Source organism: Serratia sp. LSHTC3, from assembly GCF_057197125.1.
In genome coordinates this window covers 1,136,175-1,159,813 of sequence record NZ_JBXUNP010000001.1, presented here as the reverse complement: position 1 = coordinate 1,159,813, position 23,639 = coordinate 1,136,175, and the positions used below count along the sequence as shown (strand labels likewise).

General features: G+C 54.3%; 20 protein-coding genes. 13 read left to right on the top strand and 7 right to left on the bottom strand.

Annotation, left to right across the window (positions count from 1 at the left end):
* The first annotated feature begins 343 nt into the window (after positions 1 to 343).
* Positions 344 to 1,339, top strand: coding sequence for a glyceraldehyde-3-phosphate dehydrogenase (gapA, locus tag AC2CGI_RS05565; protein ID WP_004932222.1), 996 nt, complete (start codon positions 344 to 346; stop codon positions 1,337 to 1,339).
* Between the two features lie 83 nt (positions 1,340 to 1,422).
* On the top strand, positions 1,423 to 2,298 hold the full coding sequence (locus AC2CGI_RS05560) for a D-hexose-6-phosphate mutarotase (protein WP_021503854.1): 876 nt from the start codon (positions 1,423 to 1,425) through the stop codon (positions 2,296 to 2,298).
* A 94-nt stretch (positions 2,299 to 2,392) separates the two neighbouring features.
* Here the strand turns inward: AC2CGI_RS05560 and AC2CGI_RS05555 are convergent, their stop codons facing one another.
* Complete coding sequence (locus AC2CGI_RS05555) at positions 2,393 to 3,157, bottom strand: MipA/OmpV family protein (RefSeq protein WP_015378103.1); 765 nt, start codon at positions 3,155 to 3,157, stop codon at positions 2,393 to 2,395.
* Positions 3,158 to 3,583: 426 nt separating this feature from the next.
* On the opposite strand from AC2CGI_RS05555, the gene yeaG reads away from it, so the two are divergent.
* The 3 genes from yeaG to AC2CGI_RS05540 all read left to right on the top strand — a co-directional run bounded on the left by yeaG (position 3,584) and on the right by AC2CGI_RS05540 (position 7,487).
* Positions 3,584 to 5,518, top strand: coding sequence for a protein kinase YeaG (yeaG, locus tag AC2CGI_RS05550; protein WP_004932230.1), 1,935 nt, complete (start codon positions 3,584 to 3,586; stop codon positions 5,516 to 5,518).
* Positions 5,519 to 5,650: 132 nt separating this feature from the next.
* Positions 5,651 to 6,919 (top strand): YeaH/YhbH family protein, encoded by a 1,269-nt coding sequence (locus tag AC2CGI_RS05545; RefSeq protein ID WP_004932234.1) that lies wholly within the window; start codon positions 5,651 to 5,653, stop codon positions 6,917 to 6,919.
* Positions 6,920 to 7,256: 337 nt separating this feature from the next.
* A complete protein-coding gene (locus AC2CGI_RS05540; protein ID WP_004932237.1) occupies positions 7,257 to 7,487 on the top strand; it encodes a hypothetical protein in 231 nt (76 codons plus the stop codon).
* A 124-nt stretch (positions 7,488 to 7,611) separates the two neighbouring features.
* Here the strand turns inward: AC2CGI_RS05540 and AC2CGI_RS05535 are convergent, their stop codons facing one another.
* Entirely contained in the window at positions 7,612 to 8,301 is a 690-nt protein-coding gene (locus AC2CGI_RS05535; protein ID WP_015378104.1) for an alpha/beta hydrolase, read from the bottom strand.
* 826 nt (positions 8,302 to 9,127) lie between these two features.
* Here AC2CGI_RS05535 and AC2CGI_RS05530 point away from each other — a divergent pair.
* Positions 9,128 to 9,304: a GhoT/OrtT family toxin gene (locus tag AC2CGI_RS05530; protein ID WP_015378105.1), complete on the top strand. Its 177-nt coding sequence runs from the start codon at positions 9,128 to 9,130 to the stop codon at positions 9,302 to 9,304.
* Positions 9,305 to 9,568: 264 nt separating this feature from the next.
* Here AC2CGI_RS05530 and AC2CGI_RS05525 read toward each other — a convergent pair whose 3' ends face one another.
* Positions 9,569 to 9,862 carry a hypothetical protein gene (locus AC2CGI_RS05525; protein ID WP_015378107.1) on the bottom strand — a complete coding sequence of 98 codons (294 nt, stop codon included), beginning with the start codon at positions 9,860 to 9,862 and terminating at the stop codon, positions 9,569 to 9,571.
* A 225-nt stretch (positions 9,863 to 10,087) separates the two neighbouring features.
* On the opposite strand from AC2CGI_RS05525, the gene AC2CGI_RS05520 reads away from it, so the two are divergent.
* The 3 genes from AC2CGI_RS05520 (at position 10,088) to AC2CGI_RS05510 (ending at position 12,708) form a co-directional block, all read left to right on the top strand.
* Entirely contained in the window at positions 10,088 to 10,570 is a 483-nt protein-coding gene (locus tag AC2CGI_RS05520) for a hypothetical protein (RefSeq protein ID WP_015378108.1), read from the top strand.
* A gap of 306 nt (positions 10,571 to 10,876) precedes the next feature.
* On the top strand, positions 10,877 to 11,437 hold the full coding sequence (locus tag AC2CGI_RS05515) for a 3'-5' exonuclease (protein WP_004932251.1): 561 nt from the start codon (positions 10,877 to 10,879) through the stop codon (positions 11,435 to 11,437).
* Between the two features lie 77 nt (positions 11,438 to 11,514).
* On the top strand, positions 11,515 to 12,708 hold the full coding sequence (locus tag AC2CGI_RS05510) for a multidrug effflux MFS transporter (RefSeq protein ID WP_015378110.1): 1,194 nt from the start codon (positions 11,515 to 11,517) through the stop codon (positions 12,706 to 12,708).
* 8 nt (positions 12,709 to 12,716) lie between these two features.
* Here the strand turns inward: AC2CGI_RS05510 and dadX are convergent, their stop codons facing one another.
* Together dadX and AC2CGI_RS05500 are read right to left on the bottom strand one after the other, a co-directional pair.
* Positions 12,717 to 13,790: a catabolic alanine racemase DadX gene (dadX, locus tag AC2CGI_RS05505; RefSeq protein ID WP_076740765.1), complete on the bottom strand. Its 1,074-nt coding sequence runs from the start codon at positions 13,788 to 13,790 to the stop codon at positions 12,717 to 12,719.
* A 76-nt stretch (positions 13,791 to 13,866) separates the two neighbouring features.
* On the bottom strand, positions 13,867 to 15,171 hold the full coding sequence (locus AC2CGI_RS05500) for a D-amino acid dehydrogenase (RefSeq protein WP_076740764.1): 1,305 nt from the start codon (positions 15,169 to 15,171) through the stop codon (positions 13,867 to 13,869).
* 538 nt (positions 15,172 to 15,709) lie between these two features.
* Between AC2CGI_RS05500 and AC2CGI_RS05495 the strand changes: the two genes are divergently transcribed.
* Positions 15,710 to 16,027 (top strand): antibiotic biosynthesis monooxygenase family protein, encoded by a 318-nt coding sequence (locus tag AC2CGI_RS05495; protein WP_076740763.1) that lies wholly within the window; start codon positions 15,710 to 15,712, stop codon positions 16,025 to 16,027.
* A gap of 46 nt (positions 16,028 to 16,073) precedes the next feature.
* Here the strand turns inward: AC2CGI_RS05495 and zinT are convergent, their stop codons facing one another.
* A complete protein-coding gene (gene zinT, locus AC2CGI_RS05490; protein ID WP_021503861.1) occupies positions 16,074 to 16,724 on the bottom strand; it encodes a metal-binding protein ZinT in 651 nt (216 codons plus the stop codon).
* Between the two features lie 298 nt (positions 16,725 to 17,022).
* Between zinT and AC2CGI_RS05485 the strand changes: the two genes are divergently transcribed.
* Positions 17,023 to 18,558 carry a SpoVR family protein gene (locus AC2CGI_RS05485; RefSeq protein ID WP_015378115.1) on the top strand — a complete coding sequence of 512 codons (1,536 nt, stop codon included), beginning with the start codon at positions 17,023 to 17,025 and terminating at the stop codon, positions 18,556 to 18,558.
* A gap of 213 nt (positions 18,559 to 18,771) precedes the next feature.
* Positions 18,772 to 20,736: an acyltransferase family protein gene (locus tag AC2CGI_RS05480; RefSeq protein WP_076740794.1), complete on the top strand. Its 1,965-nt coding sequence runs from the start codon at positions 18,772 to 18,774 to the stop codon at positions 20,734 to 20,736.
* A gap of 269 nt (positions 20,737 to 21,005) precedes the next feature.
* Here the strand turns inward: AC2CGI_RS05480 and fadR are convergent, their stop codons facing one another.
* Positions 21,006 to 21,725, bottom strand: coding sequence for a fatty acid metabolism transcriptional regulator FadR (gene fadR, locus AC2CGI_RS05475; protein ID WP_015378117.1), 720 nt, complete (start codon positions 21,723 to 21,725; stop codon positions 21,006 to 21,008).
* Positions 21,726 to 21,968: 243 nt separating this feature from the next.
* Between fadR and nhaB the strand changes: the two genes are divergently transcribed.
* Positions 21,969 to 23,534: a sodium/proton antiporter NhaB gene (gene nhaB, locus AC2CGI_RS05470; RefSeq protein WP_076740762.1), complete on the top strand. Its 1,566-nt coding sequence runs from the start codon at positions 21,969 to 21,971 to the stop codon at positions 23,532 to 23,534.
* The last annotated feature ends 105 nt before the right edge of the window (positions 23,535 to 23,639 follow it).

Sequence of the window (23,639 nt, the reverse complement as noted above, 5' to 3'; positions counted from 1 at the left end):
CTTATCTCTGAATGTGGATAATGTCAACGAAAACAATGATTAATAATAACAAAAAATTAACACCGCTGCAGGGGTTTTTGGCCTAAACTGTAGCCCATAAAGGCCACGTCACGATGATATGTGATAACGATCACACATCTTGCGTATGCTGACTTTATACTTGGCGGCTTGTCCCCATATAACGGATGAGGCCGAGCGCAAATGGACTGTGCAATAAGCGTGCAAAACCACCCTTCCGGTTTGACTTGCCGCAAGTATTGACACGATTCCGCTTGACGCTGGGTAAGGTTTTTGTAATTTTACAACCAACCTTTTATTCACTAACAAATAGCTGGTGGAATATATGACTATCAAAGTAGGTATCAACGGTTTTGGCCGTATCGGTCGCATTGTTTTCCGTGCTGCTCAAGAGCGTTCTGACATCGAGATCGTTGCAATCAACGACCTGTTGGACGCAGAGTACATGGCTTACATGCTGAAGTATGACTCTACTCACGGCCGTTTCAACGGTACGGTAGAAGTTAAAGACGGCCACCTGGTTGTTAATGGCAAAACCATCCGTGTTACCGCAGAGAAAGACCCGGCTAACCTGAAGTGGAACGAAGTGGGTGTTGATGTGGTTGCTGAAGCGACCGGTATCTTCCTGACCGACGAAACCGCGCGTAAACACATCACCGCCGGCGCTAAAAAAGTGGTTCTGACTGGCCCATCCAAAGATGCGACCCCAATGTTCGTTCGCGGCGCCAACTTTGACAAATATGCCGGCCAGGACATCGTGTCCAACGCCTCTTGCACCACCAACTGCCTGGCGCCACTGGCTAAAGTCATCAACGACAACTTCGGTATCGTTGAAGGCCTGATGACCACCGTTCACGCCACCACCGCTACTCAAAAAACCGTTGATGGCCCGTCTCACAAAGACTGGCGCGGCGGCCGCGGCGCATCCCAGAACATCATCCCTTCTTCTACCGGCGCAGCGAAAGCGGTTGGCGTGGTTCTGCCAGAGCTGAAAGGCAAACTGACCGGCATGGCGTTCCGCGTACCGACCCCTAACGTGTCCGTTGTTGACCTGACCGTGCGTCTGGAAAAAGCGGCTACCTACGAAGAAATCAAGAAAGCCATCAAAGACGCCGCTGAAGGCTCTATGAAAGGCGTTCTGGGCTATGTTGAAGACGACGTGGTTTCCACCGACTTCAACGGCGAAGTGCTGACTTCCGTGTTCGATGCCAAAGCCGGTATCGCACTGAACGACAACTTCGTGAAACTGGTTTCCTGGTACGACAACGAAACCGGCTACTCTAACAAGGTTCTGGATCTGATCGCTCACATCTCCAAGTAATGGCATGATGTTAAGCTGATAATGAGGGCGACATTTTTGTCGCCCTTTTTTATTTGTATCTCCGGCAAACAATAGGTCATGAAATGAACGAGAAAATTTTCACCCTGCCCGTTTCCGAACAAATTTCTCCTTATATCAGTCAGCGGCAACTCGATGAGCTGGGCGTGGTTGTGGTGTCGCACCCGAAAGTGCGCGCGGCCGTCGCGCTGCAAGGCGCGCATTTGCTGGCCTGGCAGCCCAGCGGTGAGCAGCCGGTGATTTGGCTCAGCAACAACACGCCTTTCGCCACAGGCAAGGCCATCCGCGGTGGCGTGCCGATCTGCTGGCCGTGGTTCGGCCCGGTGGCGCAACCCTCCCACGGCTTTGCCCGCAACCAGCCCTGGAGCCTGACGGCGCACGATGAAGATGAGAACGGCGTCATCCTGACCTTTACGCTGAAAGACAATGAGCAGACCCGCAAACTGTGGCCGCACGCCTTCACGCTGATTGCTCGCTTCAAGCTGGGTGAAGAGTGCGAGATCGAGCTGGAATCGCACGGCGATTATCAAGCCACGGCGGCGCTGCACAGTTACTTCCAGGTCGGCGACATCGATCGGGTCAGCGTGGCGGGCCTGGGCGAGCCTTATATCGACAAGGTGGCGGGCGGCGCAGAGGCGCATCAGACGGGTGAAGTGACATTCATCGGCCAAACCGACCGCGTCTATACCCGCCCGGAAGCTTTCAGCCAGATCCGCGATCCGGCACTCGCTCGCACCATCGAGGTTCACCACCATCATATGAGCGACGTCATCGCCTGGAACCCCGGCGTGGAACTCTCCTGCAGCATGGGGGATATGCCGAACGACGGTTACAAGACCATGGTCTGCATCGAGACCGGGCGCGTCAGCAAACCGCTGGTCGCTGCCGGCGAGCAACCCGCCCGTTTGGGTGTCACCTTCCGCAGTCGTAAGAAGGCCTGAGGAACCGTGCGCGGAAGCGCACTACAGATGTGCAAAAGGGGCGCCAGCGCCCCTTTTTGATGCACGACATGCACGATAGTTGTGCAATGCGTGATTAGAAGGTGTAGCTCACACCTGTCATCAACAAACCGGTGTAAGATTTATCCACCATCGGGCTGTCTTTCACTTCATCCGACAACTTCACATAGCGGCCGACGAAGAAGGCGTTCCAGCTTTTGTTGATCTGATAATTGGCGCTCAGCTCGAGATACGGAGCCCAGCTATCGCCAGGGGTGTAGCTGTCCAGGCCGCTGCGACGTGATTCATTGGCGCTGACGCCGTAGTAATATTTGTTCTGGTTCTTGCTGTTCCACATCACGCCCACGCCCGGGACCAGCGTCAGCGCGTCCAGATCAAACTTGTACAGATAAGCAACATCGCCCACCAGCCCGTTGCTGTTGTTCAGCGTGTCGCCGGTGAACGTGGTACGAAGGGTGCCCCATTCCGCGTTGTGCGAATAGGCCAGGCCGGCCATCAGCGTGCCGCGACGCTTGTCGAGGCGCTTCATGCGATCGTCGTCGCTGTCGCCCGGACGGTAGCCCCATGGCGTGTAGTAACCCATGATGCTCAGCTGGTTTTCTTGATCTTTCCACAGGTAGTAACCGGCGGTCAGAGTACGGAAGTAGAAGTCGTCACCTTCATAGTCGATGACGGGCACCGGATAAACGCGGTCCTGATAACCGCGATACGCGTCCGGACTAACCAGCGCGGCAGCACCGAGTGACCAGGTCCCCGCCTGAGCACTTTGCGCACAAACCATTGCGGAAGCGATAATTGCTAGCGTTTTGAGTTTTGAAATCTTCACTGGTTCTTTTTCCATAAATTACAGGGTTAATAGCCGCGATAGTTTATGTGAAAATTTAGTTGCGTGCCTAATCTTTACAAAGGAAAACGACCAAGATCGAATAACTTATAGCGGAATTATGAATTAATCATGGCGGAACGATGACGTTTTATCCCGCAGGCCGCGCCAGACAAGGCATTTGGTTATCCCGGCAATAACTGAGTCATTGATATGACTTAAAAAAAGCTTTTTCTGCGGCAGGAAATTTTCCGGCAAGCAAACTAAGCTTAAATCAGAAGGTGAATTTATCCTGGGCCCAGTGGCATACAGCGCAACTCGCGATAATAAGCGCACCAAGTTGGCATACGGGTTGCTGTACTCAGGCGTATTCTCATCTTTCGGGAGCCAGAACACTATCACACGCTCTCTTTAACCTGTGCTAATAACGAAAGGACGGGCATCATGAACATATTTGACCACTATCGCCAGCGCTACGAAGCTGCCAAGGACGAAGAGTTCACACTGCAGGAATTTCTTACCATTTGCCGGCAAGATCGCAGTGCCTATGCCAACGCGGCCGAACGTCTGCTGATGGCTATCGGTGAACCTGTGATGGTCGACACTGCGCTAGAATCACGCCTGTCGCGCCTGTTCTCCAACCGCGTGATCGCACGCTATCCGGCCTTCGAAGAATTCTACGGTATGGAAGAGGCCATCGAACAGATCGTCTCTTACCTGAAGCACGCCGCGCAGGGCCTGGAAGAGAAGAAACAGATCCTTTACCTGCTGGGCCCGGTGGGCGGCGGTAAATCCTCGCTGGCAGAACGCCTTAAAGCGTTGATGCAGCGCGTGCCCATCTACACCCTCAGCGCCAACGGCGAACGCAGCCCGGTCAACGATCATCCGCTGTGCCTGTTCAACCCTCAGGAAGATGCCTCAATCCTGGAAAAAGAGTTCAACATCCCAAGTCGCTATCTCGGCACCATCATGTCGCCGTGGGCGGCGAAGCGCCTGCACGAGTTCGGCGGCGATATCACCAAGTTTAAAGTCGTGAAGGTGCGCCCTTCCATCCTGGAGCAGATCGCCATCGCCAAAACCGAACCGGGCGATGAGAACAACCAGGACATCTCGGCGCTGGTCGGTAAAGTGGACATCCGTAAGCTGGAGAACCACGCGCAGAACGATCCGGACGCCTACGGCTATTCCGGCGCACTGTGCCGCGCCAACCAGGGGATTATGGAATTCGTCGAGATGTTCAAAGCGCCGATCAAAGTGCTGCATCCGTTGCTGACGGCGACTCAGGAAGGTAACTACAACGGCACCGAGGGCATCTCCGCCCTGCCGTTCAACGGTATTATTCTGGCGCACTCCAACGAATCCGAGTGGGTGACCTTCCGTAACAACAAGAACAACGAAGCGTTCCTCGACCGCGTGTACATCGTCAAGGTGCCTTACTGCCTGCGCGTGTCGGAAGAGATCAAGATTTACGACAAGCTGCTGGATCACAGCGAGCTGACTCACGCGCCCTGCGCGCCGGGCACCCTCGAAACGCTGGCGCGCTTTAGCGTGCTGTCGCGGCTGAAAGAGCCGGAAAACTCGAGCATTTACTCGAAAATGCGCGTGTATGACGGCGAAAGCCTCAAGGATACCGATCCGAAAGCCAAGTCCTATCAGGAGTACCGCGACTACGCCGGGGTTGACGAAGGCATGAACGGCCTCTCCACCCGTTTCGCCTTTAAAATCCTCTCGCGGGTATTCAACTTCGATCACGCCGAGGTGGCAGCCAACCCGGTGCACCTGTTCTATGTGCTGGAGCAGCAGATCGAACGCGAACAGTTCCCGCAGGATTTGGCCGAGAAATACCTCGAACATCTGAAAGGCTATCTGATCCCGAAATACGCCGAGTTTATCGGCAAAGAGATCCAGACCGCCTATCTGGAATCCTACTCGGAATACGGACAGAACATTTTTGACCGTTACGTGACCTACGCGGACTTCTGGATCCAGGATCAGGAGTATCGCGACCCCGACACCGGTCAGCTGTTCGACCGCGAGTCTTTGAACGCCGAACTGGAGAAAATTGAAAAACCGGCCGGTATCAGCAACCCGAAAGATTTCCGCAACGAAATCGTGAACTTCGTGCTGCGCGCCCGCGCCAACAACAACGGCCGCAATCCGAACTGGACCAGCTACGAGAAGCTGCGCACCGTGATCGAGAAGAAAATGTTCTCCAATACCGAAGAGCTGTTGCCGGTGATTTCGTTTAACGCCAAAACCTCGACGGACGAGCAGAAAAAACACGACGACTTCGTCGACCGCATGATGGAGAAAGGCTATACCCGCAAGCAGGTGCGCCTGTTGTGTGAATGGTATCTGCGGGTCAGAAAATCCTCATAACGCCTCAGGTAAGCGGCATTATCAGGGCCATGTCCACAGTCATGGACGTTGCAGCGCAGCCCAAGGAGGGGCTTACACATTGCGCTGTCGCGACCGGGACATGAAGAGTTGGCAACGTCGTTTGGGGGAAGTATGGCCTATTTCATTGACCGACGGCTGAACGGCAAAAACAAGAGCATGGTGAACCGCCAGCGCTTCTTGCGCCGTTACAAGTCGCAAATCAAACAGTCGATTGCCGAAGCCATCAACAAGCGTTCGGTCACCGACGTAGACAGCGGGGAGTCGGTCTCCATCCCCACTGACGATATCAACGAACCGATGTTTCATCAGGGGCGCGGCGGCACACGCCATCGCGTTCACCCAGGCAATGACCACTTCGTACAGAACGATCGCGTTGAGCGGCCTCAGGGCGGCGCAGGCGGTGGCGGCGGCCAGGGCAACGCCAGCCAGGACGGTGAAGGCCAGGATGAATTCGTCTTCCAGATCTCCAAAGACGAGTACCTCGATCTTTTGTTCGAGGATCTCGCCCTGCCCAATCTGAAAAAGAATCAGTACAAGCAGTTAACCGAGTTCAAAACCCATCGTGCCGGCTATACCGCCAATGGCGTGCCGGCCAACATCAGCGTCGTGCGTTCGCTGCAGAACTCGCTGGCGCGACGAACCGCCATGACCGCCGGTAAAAGACGCGCGTTGCACGAGCTGGAAGATGCGCTGACCCAGTTGGAAAATACCGAGCCGGTGCAATTGCTGGAAGAGGAGCGGCTGCGCAAGGAAATTGCCGAACTGCGCAAGAAAATCGAAAGCGTGCCGTTTATCGATACCTTCGACCTGCGCTACAAAAACTATGAGCGCCGGCCGGAGCCCTCCAGCCAGGCGGTGATGTTCTGCCTGATGGACGTGTCCGGCTCGATGGACCAGGCGACCAAAGACATGGCCAAGCGTTTTTACATTCTGCTCTATTTGTTCCTGAGCCGAACCTATAAAAACGTCGAGGTGGTCTACATTCGCCATCACACCCAGGCGAAAGAGGTGGACGAACAGGAGTTCTTCTATTCGCAGGAAACCGGCGGCACCATCGTTTCCAGCGCGCTGAAGTTAATGAATGACGTAGTCGAAGAGCGTTATGACCCGGCACAATGGAATATCTATGCCGCGCAAGCGTCGGACGGCGACAACTGGGCCGACGATTCACCGCTGTGTCATGAGCTGTTGGCGAAAAAGATCCTGCCGATGGTGCGTTATTACAGCTACATAGAAATCACTCGCCGCGCTCACCAAACGCTGTGGCGCGAATACGAGGATCTGCAGGCGAAATTCGACAACTTCGCCATGCAGCATATCCGCGAACCGGACGATATCTATCCGGTATTCCGCGAACTGTTCCGTAAGCAGACCGTGTGAATAACGCCGCGTGAATGTCACCACAGCCGGAAAGCACCGTTTTCCGGCTGTTTCTTTTTCGCATTATATATTTGCAAAACCCATGTTTATTTTTTAAACAATGACAACAACAATAATAAGTCAGATTCCCCAGAACGGTCCTCTCTATTATTTGTTCTTCTGAGGTTATTCCTAAACATCCGCCGCTCCCCCCGCACGGCTTGATAGGAATATTCCCATTCAGTTATCGTTACCCCATCGCTTAAGTCTCTTCCTAAGCGAAATTTGCCTCATTTTATTTTTCTATGGCTTCTCAGCCCGCTGCGGCGGGCATTTACCTGTCAGCAGGTTAGACATCATGATCGACTACACCCTCTATGGCCTCAACAAGCACGATGTTGATGAATACCATAAGCAAATATGTTGCCTGCTCGGCAAAAACGTGCTGCTGGTGTTGACCGCCAACAAGCCGATAACCAAACAGAACCTGCTCGCCAGCCTTATCCAGGAGATAGAAAAGCAGCCCGATGATTATTTTCAGCGGCTGCATCGCGCGGCAATAGAAATGATCGGCGTTAACGGACGCTAAGGCGATATGCGTAAGGCAGACCTCTACGCCATTATTGCCGTCGCCATCGTGTTGATGATGCTGTTATAACGATATCAGCGAAGGGATAATCTGCCGCAGAATGTCGAGCCTTCCTGCCCCTGCTTTATTTCAAACCGGCCGCTTCGTCAATCAAACCCGCCACCTCATCGGCATGGGAAACCAGCGAGGCATGGCTGGCATTCAGCACCATCACTTTCTTGGCCTGCAGCCGCTGCGCCATGCGCCGCTGATTCTCCGGCGCGATCATGCGATCGTCGCTGGAAAGTTGATACCATGACGGCTTATGTTTCCAGGCGGGCTCGCCGATGGTGTTGCCAAAGGTCTCGGCCAGCGGGGCCTTCTGCGCCACCGCCATCACCAATGCCTCGTCGGCGGTCAGATCCTGGCAAAAGCTTTCGTGAAACTTGTCGGTTTTAATCCACAGATAACCGTCGCTGTCCGAGGCCAGATTCTCGACTGCCGCAGGAGGATGCGCTTGCGTAATACCGCCGGCACTTTCACCGGCATCCGGCGCAAACGCGGCGATGTAGACCAGGCCAACCACGTTAGGCTGGTTGCCCATTTCCGTGATCACGGCACCGCCGTAAGAGTGCCCGACCAACAATACCGGTCCCGCTTGCTGCGCGACCATCTTGCGCGTACGTTCCGCATCCTCAGCCAGCGACGTCAACGGCATTTCCACCGCATGAATCGCCGTATATCCCCTGCGCGACAACTCGATGATGACCTTACTCCAGTGCGCGGCGCCGCCCCAGAATCCGTGTACCAGCACGATAGTTGGTTTTGTGCTCATTGCCGACTCCTTCATCTCATAGGAAAGCGCCGCAGGCAGATGAACGCCCCCGCAAGGGGCGAGCCTGGCTGCCTTCGACGCCACGCAGTCCCCCTTTTATATAGTCAGCCTCATGGCGTTCAGCAATAGCTACGACGAGTTAACGTCCCCGATTTTCCACCGCCGCCACGGCTTATCGAAGCGGCTTACGCCGCACGGCCGGGAAAAAAAAGGATTAAAACTAGGATTTTTACCCATACCGATCTAAAATTTCGCGCAAAAACAAAGAGAAGTAAATTTGGCTCACCGGGAAAAGGAATGAAGTTGTGAAGGAAATGATCTCCATCGTTTTTATGGCATGCCTGCTAGCGCTGCTGTTTTCGTGGCTGTTCGTCTACGGTCTTAACATTCATTAAACCCATAACGACAACCATCCCCCTCCCTGGCAGGCAAGCGGCGTATCGCGACTGATGCGCTAAAACCGGCGCCTGAAGGGTTCACGTACCGCCAAACCCGACGCCACCTCACCTTAACCTTGCTGTCCGCAAATACATCATTAATCTTTATGAGTCATAACCCCACCGCGTTTCCCCCTTCACCGACTCTTTTACTACTCAGCGGAGTTCACTCCAGAAGGATGGCTCGCCTGACGCAAAATGTTACCGGTAACTATGCTGTTGATTTCTTTTGGCAATAAACATAAGGCCGCTAATAACCCTACGTTCTTTATAGAAATAAATTATGCATACTTATGGATAAAGGTTTGAATAAAGGGCCTTTGGTCATTGATTATCACCCGCCAAGCTCCTAGAATTCGCGCGTAAAAATACAACTGGGATCGGGTTTCATGTCGCCGCTGTGGGTCGCAACGCAATACTGTTATTTTATTGGTCTGTTAGTTTCTATGGTTTTCACCTACCTGGTTAGCCGGGACACCGTCAAAATTCGCTGTATCAGCGCACTGACCATCGGGTTAACCTGGCCGTTGAGCCTGCCGGTGGTGTTGCTGTTTTCGCTGTTCTAACGCCCCAATGCCGCGCGCTGGCTTTTAAACAGTCATATTAATGAAAAGAGGCTGACCACCGGCGTCATGGTTTTTGGCGTGGGATAAAAAAGTGCCAGCGCAAGGCTGGCATGAAAACGGGAAGCAATGTGAGCAATGTCGTGCCGGATCGGGGGGCTCAGAAGGAGACAACCCTTTTCCCCTCACTGGTGAATAAAATGATAATACGTCTCATTATTGAATACAAAGTCATTTCCCCAGGCAACTTTCCCCCTTGAGAAACTATCAGCCGCGCGGCGATCGCCAGCGCTGATACAATCGCCCCGCCCCCCACACCAGCAGCCAGAGCAAAGCGTTCAACCCCAACCATAGCATCAGCAAGTAGAAGAAAGTCTGATAGCCGGGTATGCCCCGATCGGCCAAAAACGGGTTGAAGTGAAAAAATTTGACGATCGCGAACGGATTAAGATTGAAACGGTTGAACACGACCGCCGTCAGCAACGGTGGCAACAGCGTATAAAACGCCAGGCTGAACAGCAGCAGGATTTTTGTGCCCGAAGTGTTTTTATAATCTTTCATATCAATAAATTATATCTGTCATCATAGTGCAAAAACCGCCAGGCATTCGTACGCCAATCGACCCCGCGGGCGCAAAAGAGTTCCAGGCCAACGCGGAAATAAAGCCGATCCCGCGTTTAATTGTCATTTAGCGCTCGGGTGATATATACCCTGTGGATTTTAAATTACGATGTCGCCGCGCCGTCTTCAAGCACAGCGTTTACATGGCATCATCAGGAGGCATTAATGAAACCGGACGCACTCTCCCTGCCGCCGACCCCGAAAAAGCTCAAGGTCATCTACGGCTGGTATATTTATGTGATCTATATCCTGCTGGTTTTCAACATTTATATGGCGGTCTACAACGTCTGCGTTCGGCACCCGATCGAGGCCCCGCTGCTGTCGCTGTTTCACAGCCTGTTTCTCGCGTTGATGCTGCAGCAGGTGCTCAAGAAGAACGTCGTTTTCGCCTGGATCTTGCTGAGCTATTTTATTCTGATGCGCCTGTATTACGCCAATGTGCTGCATGTTGAGTTCACGCTGGTGAGCCGTTGCCTGGTGCTGCTGATTCTGACGCTGCTGCTGACCGGCGCCGTAGCCGTCGGGCAACTGGCCACGCCGCCGCAGCGGCATGACTGGCTGGCGCGGCTGGGCTGGCGGCAATGGGGGGCACTCACGGCGCTGGCGGCCATCCTGACACCGCTGATTACCACCGACTATCTGGGATAAACTGGGGGCTATTTGGGAATATGAGGTTCGGAAATGTCTACGACGCGGCATATTTTGGTGTAGTTACCCGCCTTCTCACAGATCTTGTCCGTGACGAACATGCTAAGGTAGCCCAGCAACAGCAAGTAGCCGACCATGCACAGAATAAAGATAAGCGTTCTCACCGATAGCGACCAACCTGACAAGAGTATCACGAGCATCATAACCTGAACGAGGCGCTTTAAAAGGATTTCATGTGCGCACCGGCCGCATCGGCGCACGTTCTGTAGTAACATTAAGCCACCACGCCCACCACCGGAAACGCCGATGCACCATCTGATGTTAGACATTGAAACCCTGGATATAAAACCCAGCGCCGTCATTCTGGTGGTTGCGGCGGTGTTTTTCGATCCCCGGACCGGGGAACTCGGCGCCGAATTCGAGGCCGCCGTCAGCAGTCAGAAAGACCAACCGGGCCGTACCATCAGTCTGGACACGGTCGCCTGGTGGGCGAAACAGTCCGATGAAGCACGCAAACAGGCCTTCGGCGGCACCGAGAGCCTAAAGCGCGTGCTGAGCAGCCTCAGCCGCTTTATCCATATGAACAGCACCGATACGGTAAAGGTCTGGGGGAACGGCAAAGAGTTCGACTGCGCGATCCTCGAACACGCCTTCCAGCAGTTGGAAATGCCCTGCCCGTGGAAGTTTTGGGATACTCAGGACGTGCGCACGGTGATCACGCTGGCGGAACTGCATGGCTTTAACCCGAAAAAGGCTCGCCCGTTCGAAGGTATGCCGCATCGTGCGCTGGATGATGCTCGCCACCAGGCCCGTTATGTGGCCGATACCGTCTCGGCGCTCTATTATCGTCAGGGGGCGCAGCGCTGACCCGCTTTGCCCCTTTTCATTTGCCGCCAGAGTCTCTACTCTAGCCCTCTTTGTCACTCGGACGTGCCTTTTCTGTTATGCAAAAGTTTCTGTTTATGCTTCTCAGCCTGGTGCTGCTCGGCCCATTAGGCATCGATCTTTATCTGCCGACTATTCCCGCTATTGCCGTCGGTCTGGGCAGCAGCGAAGCGTTGATCCAATCCACCATATCGCTATTTATTCTGGTACTTGGCCTCGGCCAGGTCATCGCCGGCCCGCTGGTGGATAACTATGGCCGCAAACCGGTGGCGCTGGCCGGCATTATCCTCTACATGATCGGCGCCGCGATGGCGGCGCTGGCCACCAGCCCGACGATTTTCATCGCTTCGCGTCTGCTGCAAGGGGTGGCAGTTTGCTGCACCGCCGTCGTCGCCTTCAGCGGCGTGCGCGATCGCCTGAATGGCGATGACGCCGCCCGCGCTTTCGGCTTTCTTAACGGCACGCTGAACATCATCCCGGCGCTGGCGCCGCTGCTCGGCGGCCTGCTCGCCGAAGCCTTCGGCTGGCGCGCGCCCTTCTGGTTCCTGGTCGGCTACGCGCTGCTGGTGTTGGCGCTCATCGCGCTGCGCCTGCCGGAAACTCGCCCCGCCGACACCGTGCCGGTCAAGGGGTTGCCGGTGCGTCAATACGCGCGCATCCTCAGCGAACGGCGTTTCCTCTCTTTTGCGGTGGTGAACTCCGGGGCGATGGGCATGGCGCTGACCTACGTTTCTCTGGCACCGAACGTGCTGATGGGCACCGCCGGCCTGACGCCGCTGCAATTCTCGCTGGTGTTCGGCGCCAACGGTTTCTGGATCATGCTGGTCAGCTTCTTCGCCAACCGCATCATCCACAAGGTCGGCCGCCCGGTTTGTCTGGCGACCGGCGGCATGTTGATGGGACTGGGCTGTCTGGGCCTGCTGCTGGGCGTCATGCTGCTGCCCGCGACGGCGCAAACGCACTGGCTGACGTATATGCTGCCAGTCGCCAGCGCCTGCGCCGGGTTGGCATTCGTGATGGGCCCGGCCACCAGCTACGCGTTGGAACCCTACTCCAATGAGGCCGGCGTCGCGTCCGCGCTGGTCGGTTTCGTGCAGATGGCGGGCGGCGCCGCGCTGGGTCTGGTGGCGATGGCGTTGCCGCTGCAACCCAAGCTGTCGCTGGCGCTGGTGATGCTGGCGGGCTGCCTGCTGGCGCTGCACGCGCGGCGGCTCAGCAAGCAGATTAAAGGGCAGATCAGAAAAGTCGCCTGAGCCCCGGCTCAGGCTTCGATGGCGACCGGCACTCGCGCCGCTAACGCCGACAGCAGTTCATAGCCTAACGTCCCTGCCGCCGTGGCCACCTCATCCACCGGCAGGCGTTTCCCCCACAGCTCGACTTCGGCGCCCAGTTCGACTTGCGGACAGGGCGTCAGATCCACCGCCAGCATATCCATCGATACCGTTCCCAGGGTGCGCGTCAGCACGCCGCCAACCCATACCGGCGTACCGGTCGGCGCATGACGCGGATAGCCGTCGGCGTAACCGCAGGCCACCACACCGATACGCTGTGCGCCTGCGGCGCTGTAACGGCCACCGTAACCCACACGATCGCCAGACTTCAGCTGCTGAATGCCGATGATTTCACTGCTCAGCGTCATCGCGGGCTGCAGCCCCGTCGCCGCAATGTCATTCCAGCAACCGCTCGGCGAAGCGCCATAGAGAACGATCCCAGGACGGATCCAACTGCCGTGGGTCGAAGGGTGCCACAGCGTGGCGGCCGAGTTGGCCAAGCAGCGCGGCAACGGTATATCGTTAGCCGCCGCCTCGATGGTGGCCATCTGCTGCGTCACGCCTTCGGGGCCGTCGGCGGTGGCGAAATGGCTCATCAGCGTAAGCTCGGCAATGTTGGCTACCGCCTGCGCCCTGCGCCACACCTCATGCAGCCGCTCGGGTGTGAACCCCAGCCGATTCATGCCACTGTTCACTTTCAGATAGACATTGAGCGGCGAGTTCAGCGTGGCGTCGGCGATCGCCGCCAGTTGCCAGTCGCTGTGCACCGCCGTCGTCAGGCGATAACGGTCAAGCAACGCCAGATCCTGCGGCTGGAAGAAGCCTTCCAACAACAGGATAGGCCCTTGCCAACCCGACTCGCGCAGCAGCACCGCTTCGGCCAGATCCAGCATGGCGAAGCCGTCGGTTTGCGCCATGCTGCGCCAAACGTGTTTGATGCCGTGGCCATAGGCGTTAGCCTTGACCACCGCCCAGACTTTGGCGCCGGGGGCGAAACTGCGCACCACCTGCAGGTTATTTTCAATCGCGCCGAGATGCATCGTGGCGGTTATGGGACGGGGCATCGCTTCTCCTTGGGGCAGCGTACGGCGGCCACGCGCGCCTGCGCGTGGCCGGGAAAGTCTATGACAGAGTCTACGATTAACGTGCGGGATGCACGTCGTTCAGCGGAACCGCGTGTTGCTGACGAAACCCGGCGCTGTAACGCGCCACCGCCAGGTCATCGGAAGGGATCGCCGGCGTAATGCCGGACATCAGATCGGACAACAACTGCCCGGAGCCACAGGCCATCGTCCAGCCCAACGTGCCATGCCCGGTATTGAGATACAGGTTCTTCAGCGAGGTGCGGCCGACAATTGGCGTACCGTCCGGCGTCATCGGCCGCAGGCCGGTCCAGAACGTTGCCTCTTCCACTCGGCCGCCGTTCGGGTAGAGATCGCGCACCACCATTTCCAGCGTTTCGCGCCGTTTTTGCTCCAGCTGCGTATTGAAACCGACGATCTCCGCCATGCCGCCAACGCGAATGCGCTGGTCGAAGCGTGTGATGGCGATTTTATACGTCTCATCCAATACCGTAGAGAACGGCGCCGCCGCTTCGTCGGTGATAGGAATGGTCAACGAATAGCCCTTCAGCGGGTAAACCGGAATGGACACCAGGCCGCGCAGCAGTGCCGTGGAGTATGAGCCGAACGCCACCACATAGCTGTCGGCCTTGAACACTTCCTCGCCGCACTGCACGCCGGCGATCTTGTCGCCCTCCACCAGCAGACGATCGACGCTGCGGTTGAACAGGAAGGTGACGCCCGCCTGATCTGCCATCTTCGCCAACTGTTGCGTAAACAGCTGGCAATCGCCGGTTTCGTCGTTCGGCAACTGCAGGCCACCGGTCAGCTTGTGCGCCACCTGCGCCAGCGCCGGCTCGACGCTGCCGAGCTGGCCGGCTTCCAGCAATCTGTAAGGCACACCGGCATCTTCCAATACCGCAATGTCTTTCGCGGCGTTTTCGAACTGTTGTTGAGTGCGAAACAGCTGCAGCGTGCCGCCCTGACGACCTTCGTACTGGATGCCGGTTTCCTGACGCAGCGCCTTGATACAATCGCGGCTGTATTCCGCCAGGCGCACCATGCGGCCTTTGTTGGTCATGTAGTGTTCGGTGTTGCAGTTTTTCAACATCTGCCACATCCAGCTCAGCTGGAAGCTGCTGCCGTCGAGGCGGATGGCCAACGGCGCATGGCGCTGGAACATCCACTTGATGGCCTTCAGCGGCACGCCCGGCGCCGCCCAGGGGGCAGCATAACCCGGTGAAATCTGCCCGGCGTTCGCCGCGCTGGTTTCCAGTGCGGGGCCTGGCTGACGATCGATCACCGTCACCTCATGCCCCGCCTTCGCCAAATACCAGGCACTGGCTACGCCCACCACTCCACTACCTAAAATTACCACTCGCATCGCTGACTCCAGCCCAAGGCTTCACAAAGCATAATCTTCTGCTTACAGGAAATTAACTCAGTGAAAAAATCCGTCCAACAACTTCGTCATCAAACGTGACAATATTCACAATTAATTTATCGTCGATGGGCCATGTATTTGCAATAGCCGTCTGCAAATAGCGATAAGATGCGGTTTAGAAGGGATTATGGCGTCATACCGCCACTGAATTGACATCAACGCTATCAATGATAGCACTCAAAAAAGGCGTAATAAGCAACATTGATTTAACAGAATATAAAAATACCAGCCAACACTTAAGTAGAATAAAAATCTAATAAAATAAAAAATACCAACATAACAAACAAAGAGAGCCCCCTCCCTCCGCAGCAGAAAAATCGCGCAAAATTTCAGCTGCCGTTAACCTTGCCTTCAGTGCCGGAATAAAACACCCGAGCCCTTGGCCCGCCGTTTATGTTGAACGCTGCAGCACGATATGAACGTTAAAGCCAGAAGCAGCGCCTAAAGTTCACACTGTCGCTATTGTGGAGAACGTCTTATGTTCATCGCCATCTACCAGTTTTCAGTCAAACCCGGACACGAGCACGACTTTCGCCAGGCTTGGCTGGCGTTGACCCAAGGTATCTATCTGCAGCGCGGCAGCCTTGGCTCGCGCCTGCATCGGGATGTGGGCGGGCAGTTTATCGGCTATGCGCAATGGCCAAGCCGAGTCGCATGGGAAAGCGCCGGTGATATTCAGTTGGATGAACGCTACCTGCAAGCCCGGGAACGAATGCGTGCGACCTTGTTGGCAGATAAAACGCTATTTGAAATGGAAGTGACGGACGATTACCTGCAAATCAGACCGTTTGACTGAGCACAAGCCCACACAGGCGGGCTTGTGGTTGCGGGAACGAGCAGCATTAATGATGCAGCATCTCATCCACGACTTCTTTGGTTTGCAGTTGGAATGGGTAGTAAGTCGGCCAGTTATCCATCTCTTTCAGCAACGCTTCCTGCGACGTGTTGCCCATAAAGATATGGAAATGCGCCGATTTGCGCGGGCCGATAATGTGATCGCTGAACTGCACGAATTTCGGCGCCAGGCTGCCGGCATCCTGGCATTCAAACAGATAACGCACGCCCTTTTTACCGGAAACATACGTCAGGATCTTATGCCCGGCGTACTTATACTGACAGGCGCTGGATTGGTCACCGCGGTGAAATTCCATGATGCCGTTTTCAATGCCGATGGTATCCACATCGGTGGCATACCCTTTGCGGTAATACGCCTTCACCTCTGCGAAGGTTTTGCTCTTATCCTGCGCCGCTTTCTTCTTGAACACCGGGTCAAGATCCCCATTGAGCAGATAGGGATACACGGATTGCCATACGCCCTCCCAGTCGGCCAGATCGCGATCTTTGACGTCCTTATCGTCGAACACGCCTCCCTCCGCCTTTTTTTCCGCCTCCGTCAGCGGCTTGCCATGTGAATGATGCCCGTGGGCGCATGCCTGCCCGCTGATAAACAACGCGGCCAGCGCCACCGCCAGTTTGCCAAAATGCCTCGCCAAAATGCGCTCCTTGTCCGTTATCGAGAAAAATTAAAAGTTACAATATAACATAACAATTTTCAATCCTTGTCGTGCATCAGGCATTGTGTTGCGCCCCCCTGCCGCAGGGTTATACTCGAAGAGGAAGTGCGGTGCCGCACCGCCTTCTGCCGGGACAGGCGCCGGATTGACCGCCGTTCGCTCCTGTGCGTACCGGCATTTTTATTTCACTGATTTGCAATGGTTAATTATGACTTGAACTATGCTTGTTACAGGGTCTGCCGTTTGAGCAAGACCCGTGAATAATGAGGGTGCGCTGATGACTACTTCAACACATGAAAAGGTTAAGGATGATAAACGTCTGAGCGATGGACCGGACTGGACGTTCGAACTGCTGCAGGTGTATTTGGAGCAGATCGACCGCGTCGCCAAGCATTACCGACTCGACACCTACCCCCATCAAATCGAGGTGATCACCTCCGAGCAGATGATGGACGCCTATTCGAGCGTCGGCATGCCGATCAACTATACCCATTGGTCCTTCGGCAAGAAGTTCATCGAAACCGAACAGCGCTACAAACAGGGCCAGCAAGGGCTGGCGTATGAAATCGTCATCAACTCCAATCCCTGCATCGCCTACCTGATGGAGGAGAACACCATCACCATGCAGGCGCTGGTGATGGCGCACGCCTGCTATGGCCACAACTCGTTCTTCAAGAATAACTATCTGTTCCGCAGCTGGACCGACGCCAGCTCCATCGTCGATTATCTGCTGTTCGCCCGCCACTACATCAGCCAGTGCGAAGAGCGCTACGGCGTCGATGAAGTGGAGCGACTGCTGGACTCTTGCCATGCGCTGATGAACTATGGGGTCGACAGGTACAAGCGCCCGCAGAAAATCTCCCTGGTGGAAGAGAAAGCGCGCCAGAAAAGCCGCGAAGAGTATCTGCAAAGCCAGGTGAATACGTTATGGAAGACCCTGCCACGCGTTGAACGCGAAGAGTCGCCGGAGCAGGCGCGCCGGTATCCGAGCGAACCGCAGGAAAATATCCTCTATTTTATCGAAAAGAATGCACCGCTGCTGGAACCCTGGCAGCGTGAGGTGTTGCGCATCGTGCGCAAAGTCAGCCAGTATTTCTACCCGCAAAAGCAGACTCAGGTGATGAACGAGGGTTGGGCCACCTTCTGGCATTACACCATCCTCAACCATCTGTACGACGAGGGCCGAGTGACCGAGCGGTTTATGCTGGAGTTTTTGCACAGCCACACCAACGTGGTGTATCAGCCGCCGTACAACAGCCCGTACTATAACGGCATCAACCCTTATGCGCTGGGCTTCGCCATGTTCCAGGACATCAAGCGCATCTGCCAGTCGCCGACCGAAGAAGACCGCTACTGGTTCCCGGACATCGCCGGAAAAGACTGGCTGGAGACATTGCACTTCGCCATGCGCGACTTCAAGGACGAGAGCTTTATCAGCCAGTTCCTGTCACCCAAAGTGATGCGCGATTTCCGGTTGTTCACCGTGCTGGACGACGATCGCAACAACTATCTGGAGATTGCCGCAATCCATAACGAAGCCGGTTACCGGGCGATCCGCCAGGAGCTGTCAGCGCAATACAACTTGAGCAACCATGAGCCGAACATTCAGATCTGGAACGTGGATCTGCGCGGTGACCGCTCGCTGACATTGCGCTACATCCCGCAGGAACGCGCGCCACTGGATAAGAGCCGCCGCGACGTGTTGAAGCACCTGCATCGCCTGTGGGGCTTCGACGTGATCCTCGAGCAGCAAAATGATGACGGCAGTGTAGAGTTGCTCGATCGCTGCCCGCCGCGGCCTACGCCGCTGTAACCGCCCTTGCCCCGCCACAACCTATAAACATAGTCAGGGAGTGGCAGGGGCACATTGAGCGCCTCTACGACTATAGACACAAGGGAAAATTCCTAAAGCGTGACATCCCCCTTTTTCACTTTACAAAATTGACATACCTTTGCATTATGCCAACGTATTTACTCCAATGCGCTCAGTGATTATTTAATGCTCAGCGAGTATCCAGGTGGACTAATGGAAAATGTAGTAAAAGAAACAGTAAAAAACTATAGACGTGATATTGACGGCTTACGTGCCATTGCAATAATTCTGGTTGTTCTCTATCACTCGGGAGTCGGTTTTCTCAGTGGTGGTTTTATCGGTGTCGACGTTTTCTTTGTTATATCAGGCTTCTTAATTGGCGGAATTATCTATACAGAAACAACACAGAATAAATTCTCTTATTCAAAATTCTATGTCCGTCGAATAAAACGAATCGCACCGGCCTTGATTGCAATGCTGATAGTATGCTCTGCCTTTGCCTTTTTCTATCTATCTGCATTAGAGCTAAAAGACTTCAGCCTTTTTTCCAGTGCGACAATCTTATCCGTTCCTAACATAATGCTTTGGCATAAAACAAACTATTTTTCGCCAAGTGCAGAGTTAAATCCGTTATTAATGACGTGGTCATTAGGCGTTGAAGAACAGTTTTATATTTTCCTGCCAATTATTTTCTCCATTATTGTCAAGGCAAATATTAAAGTAGTTAAGACTATTTCTGTACTATCGATAGCCTCTTTTATTCTTTGCATTATCCTTACAAAAACATCACCTCTCTTTTCGTTTTTCATGCTTCCAACTCGGGCATGGGAGTTGGGTGCTGGCGTAATTATTTCAATAATGCATAAAGAGGGACGATTCAACAGTTTGAAAGCTTCACATAAAGAATGGCTTTTTTTGGCCGGGCTCGCAATGATATTATTTGCAGCGCTAACTTTTGACAAAAAAACGGAGTTCCCAGGTTATTCCGCCACCTTACCCGTGCTCGGTTCGATTTTTTTAATTCTAAGCAACGGTAAGTTAAGCTCAATCATTCTTGGCAACCGTGTGATGGTATTTATTGGATTAGTATCTTATTCTTGGTATCTGTGGCACTGGCCTCTGCTTTCTTTTGCTCGCATAGGTATCGACGAGAGACTGTCATTACATGCCGGCTTACTGATATCAACCGTTGCCTTATTTATTGCTTACCTCTCCTATCTCTTTGTTGAAACTCCATTCAGAAAAAGGGTTCACCTATCCAATCCGAAGATCATTTTTGGTTACATCTTGGTTTCAGCAGCATTGCTCTTACCGACCGCTCTCGGTTATCTCTTGAAAGGTATACCACAAAGACTCAGTCCGGAGGTCGTGCAAGTCGACAAGGACAAGTTAGAGAGAGTTGCTGACCGTTGTCTGGTAGGGTATGGAGCAAAAACCTACTCTAGAGATGAAACCTGCCTCCCAAACTCCAGTCAGGATGCCGTTGCTCTCGTGGGTGATAGCCATGCAGCGGCCTTACGAGGCGGCGTTGAAAAGTATGCGAAAAATAACAATTTAGTCGTGTATCAACTTAATAAAGCTTCATGCCCAATGCTGGTTGGCGCAACACGAACCATTAATACCTACCCAGCACATGGTGCTGAATGTGATGAGTTTAATAAAAATGCATTGAACCTTATAAGTGAAAACAAAAAAATAAAAACTGTTATTATCTCCGCTTTGTGGGACTCGGCCATCTATGATAATAGTGGAAGCTACAAAAGTACTGTAACGACAGAAACTGGAATATCTGCTTTAAGCTCAGGCCTTAATGAGTTAGTAAACCAATTAAAAGCCGCTCGCAAGGAGGTTATAATAGTCAGTGATGTCCCCCAACTTGACTTCGATGTAGTTAAAAACATCGACAATCAACAAATACCCTTACGCAAATTAATAAACAGTTTACTTTCAAGAGAAAAAACAGCAGGTGAATTTACCGATCGCTATCAACTGCCACACTCGGACGTAAACGACTTATTGACTTCTATTGCACAAGAAAAAGGCATTAGAAAATTCAACCCTGCTGATAACTTATGCGATAATACCGGCTGCAAGTTTAAGTCAAAAGATCGTCCGTTTTATTATGACAACCAGCATTTAACTACGTTAGGCAGTATATATGCTCTGCACGGGCTATAACGAAGTTTAAAACCACCCTTGGCACCGGTTCTTCCGGTGCCCTTCATGATAATTTAATAAACCTCCTAAAAACCACTAACATGAATTTCACTGGCCTATTTTAAGCTAAAGCTTTAACAAGCTGTAATGAAAGAACAAATAGTTCATCTAAAAACCACCACATCATCTCCTGATAATAAAGACATCCTGGAAAATTAGAAAAAAAACTCACAGTGTAAAAATTACACTGTGAGTTAATATCTATTAAATAATTGCTATGAGAGCCGCAATCAGCGACGCGCTTCGGTCAGATCGCTCGGCATGGTGCCCTGCATGCTCTGCCAAATCGCTCCGCTGTCTTTACCGTAGCTGCGCACGGTATCCATCACCTGGTCGTACAGCTTCTCATGGCACAGCGTGGACAGCTTGCTGTAGAAGGCCAGCGCCAGCTTGCGCGCTTCCGGATTGGAGAAGTAGTAACGGCCCACGCGGGTGTACAGCCCTTTCAGACCGTTGAAGATCAGGCCATAGATCGGGTTGCCGGAAGCGAACGCCAGACCACGGAAGATCTCATAGTCCAGGACATTGAAGGCATCCGCCTGATCTTCCACCTCGGCGGCTTTCGCCAGCACTTCCTGCGCCTGCTCAGGATGATTGCGCACCGCAGCGCGAATAAAGATCGACGCGATATTGGTGCGCACGGACAGCAGGTTATCGATCAGCTGAGGGACGCTTTTGTGATCGAGACGGGCCACCGTCTCAAGGATATTGAGGCCGGACGTTTCCCAAAAATTGTTCACTTTGGTCGGTTTACCATGCTGAATGGTCAACCAGCCATCGCGGGCCAGACGTTGCAACACTTCACGTAACGTGGTGCGCGTGACGCCAATCAACTCCGAAAGCTCACGCTCCGCGGGCAAAATAGAGCCAGGGGGGAAGCGATTATTCCAAATACTCTCAATAATGTACTCTTCCGCGAAACCGGCAGGACTCTGCGCCTTTATGACCATGTGTTTGACGTTCCGTTGCGACGATAAAATCAGTAAAAGTAATCAGCTCATCATACCAGATCGTGCTGACATGACATAGCGTGAGCGAAAAACAATAAACGAAAGTGTGCATAACGTGGCAAAAAACGCGCAAAAACACCGGCCCTGAGAAATTTGCCGCCGTAAAACAAGCTCCGGTTGCGCCCGCCCCCGCCGCGTTGTTAGGGTACGTGCTACGACTGATTGAAGGATGCATAGAGCACAATGGAAACAACCCTGCGTAGCGCCCTGCTCAAAAATTTTCTGGGGCAATCTCCCGACTGGTACAAACTGACCATTCTCATTTTTCTGGCGATCAACCCCCTGGTGTTCTTTTTCGCCAGCCCGTTTATCGCGGGTTGGCTGCTGGTGGTCGAGTTCATCTTTACCCTGGCGATGGCGTTGAAATGTTACCCGTTGCTGCCTGGCGGCCTGCTGGCGCTCGAGGCCGTGGCCATCGGCATGACCAGCCCGGCGCAGGTCTCGCAGGAAATCGAACATAATCTGGACGTGTTGCTGCTGCTGATCTTTATGGTGGCCGGCATCTACTTTATGAAGCAACTGCTGCTGTTCGTGTTCACCAAGCTGCTGCTCAACATCCGCTCGAAAACGCTGCTGTCGCTGGCGTTCTGCCTGGCCGCTGCCTTTCTTTCCGCCTTCCTCGACGCGCTGACGGTCGTGGCGGTGGTGATCAGCGTGGCCACCGGCTTCTATTCCATCTATCACAACGTGACATCGAATCGCCCCGACGGCGACATCGGCGATGACAGCGATTTTACCGGCGAAGAGCGCAAACAGACGCTGGAGCAATTCCGCGCCTTTCTGCGCAGCCTGCTGATGCACGCCGGCGTCGGCACTGCGCTCGGCGGGGTCATGACCATGGTGGGCGAGCCGCAAAACCTGATCATCGCCAAAAACGCGGGCTGGGGTTTTATCGATTTCTTCCTGCGAATGGCGCCGGTCACGCTGCCGGTGTTGGTGTGCGGTCTGCTGGTTTGTTGGCTGGTAGAACGTTTTCGCCTGTTTGGCTACGGCGCGCAGCTACCGGAAGCGGTACGCGACGTGCTGAAAGAGTATGACCGCAAGGCCACTGCGGGCCGTAGCAAACAAGAACGGCTCAAACTGTTGATGCAAGCGCTGATCGGCGTTTGGCTGGTGCTGGCGCTGGCCTTCCACCTGGCTGAAGTGGGGCTGATTGGCCTGTCGGTCATCGTTCTCGCCACCTCCCTGTGCGGCGTGAACGACGAGCACGCCATCGGCAAAGCGTTCCAGGAAGCGCTGCCGTTCACCGCGCTGCTGACGGTGTTTTTCACCGTGGTCGCGGTCATCATCGAGCAGCACCTGTTCAGCCCGGTGATCCAGTTTGTGCTGCGCGCCGAGCCCGCTTCTCAGCTTTCGCTGTTCTACCTGTTCAACGGCCTGCTGTCGTCGGTTTCCGACAACGTGTTCGTCGGCACGGTTTACATCAACGAGGCGCGCACCGCGCTGGAAACCGGCGCCATTGCGCTGAAACAGTTCGAACTGCTGGCGGTCGCCATCAATACCGGCACCAACCTGCCTTCGGTCGCGACCCCTAACGGCCAGGCGGCGTTCCTGTTCCTGTTGACGTCGGCCTTGGCGCCGCTGGTGCGTCTGTCGTATGGCCGCATGGTGTGGATGGCCCTGCCTTATACGATCGTATTAACCGTGGTCGGCCTGCTGTGCGTACAGTTCACGCTGGAGCCAGCGACCGAACTGTTGACGCAGTGGCATTGGCTGACGCTGCCGTCCATCGACGCCGTCGGCCACTGAGACGGCGCCGGCAGGGTGAACCGACTATTTTTACGCTGAATCCGGCCCAGGTGGCTGGCAGCGAAGAGGAATTGGTTTACACTGCCGGTTCAATTGCTTACTGCA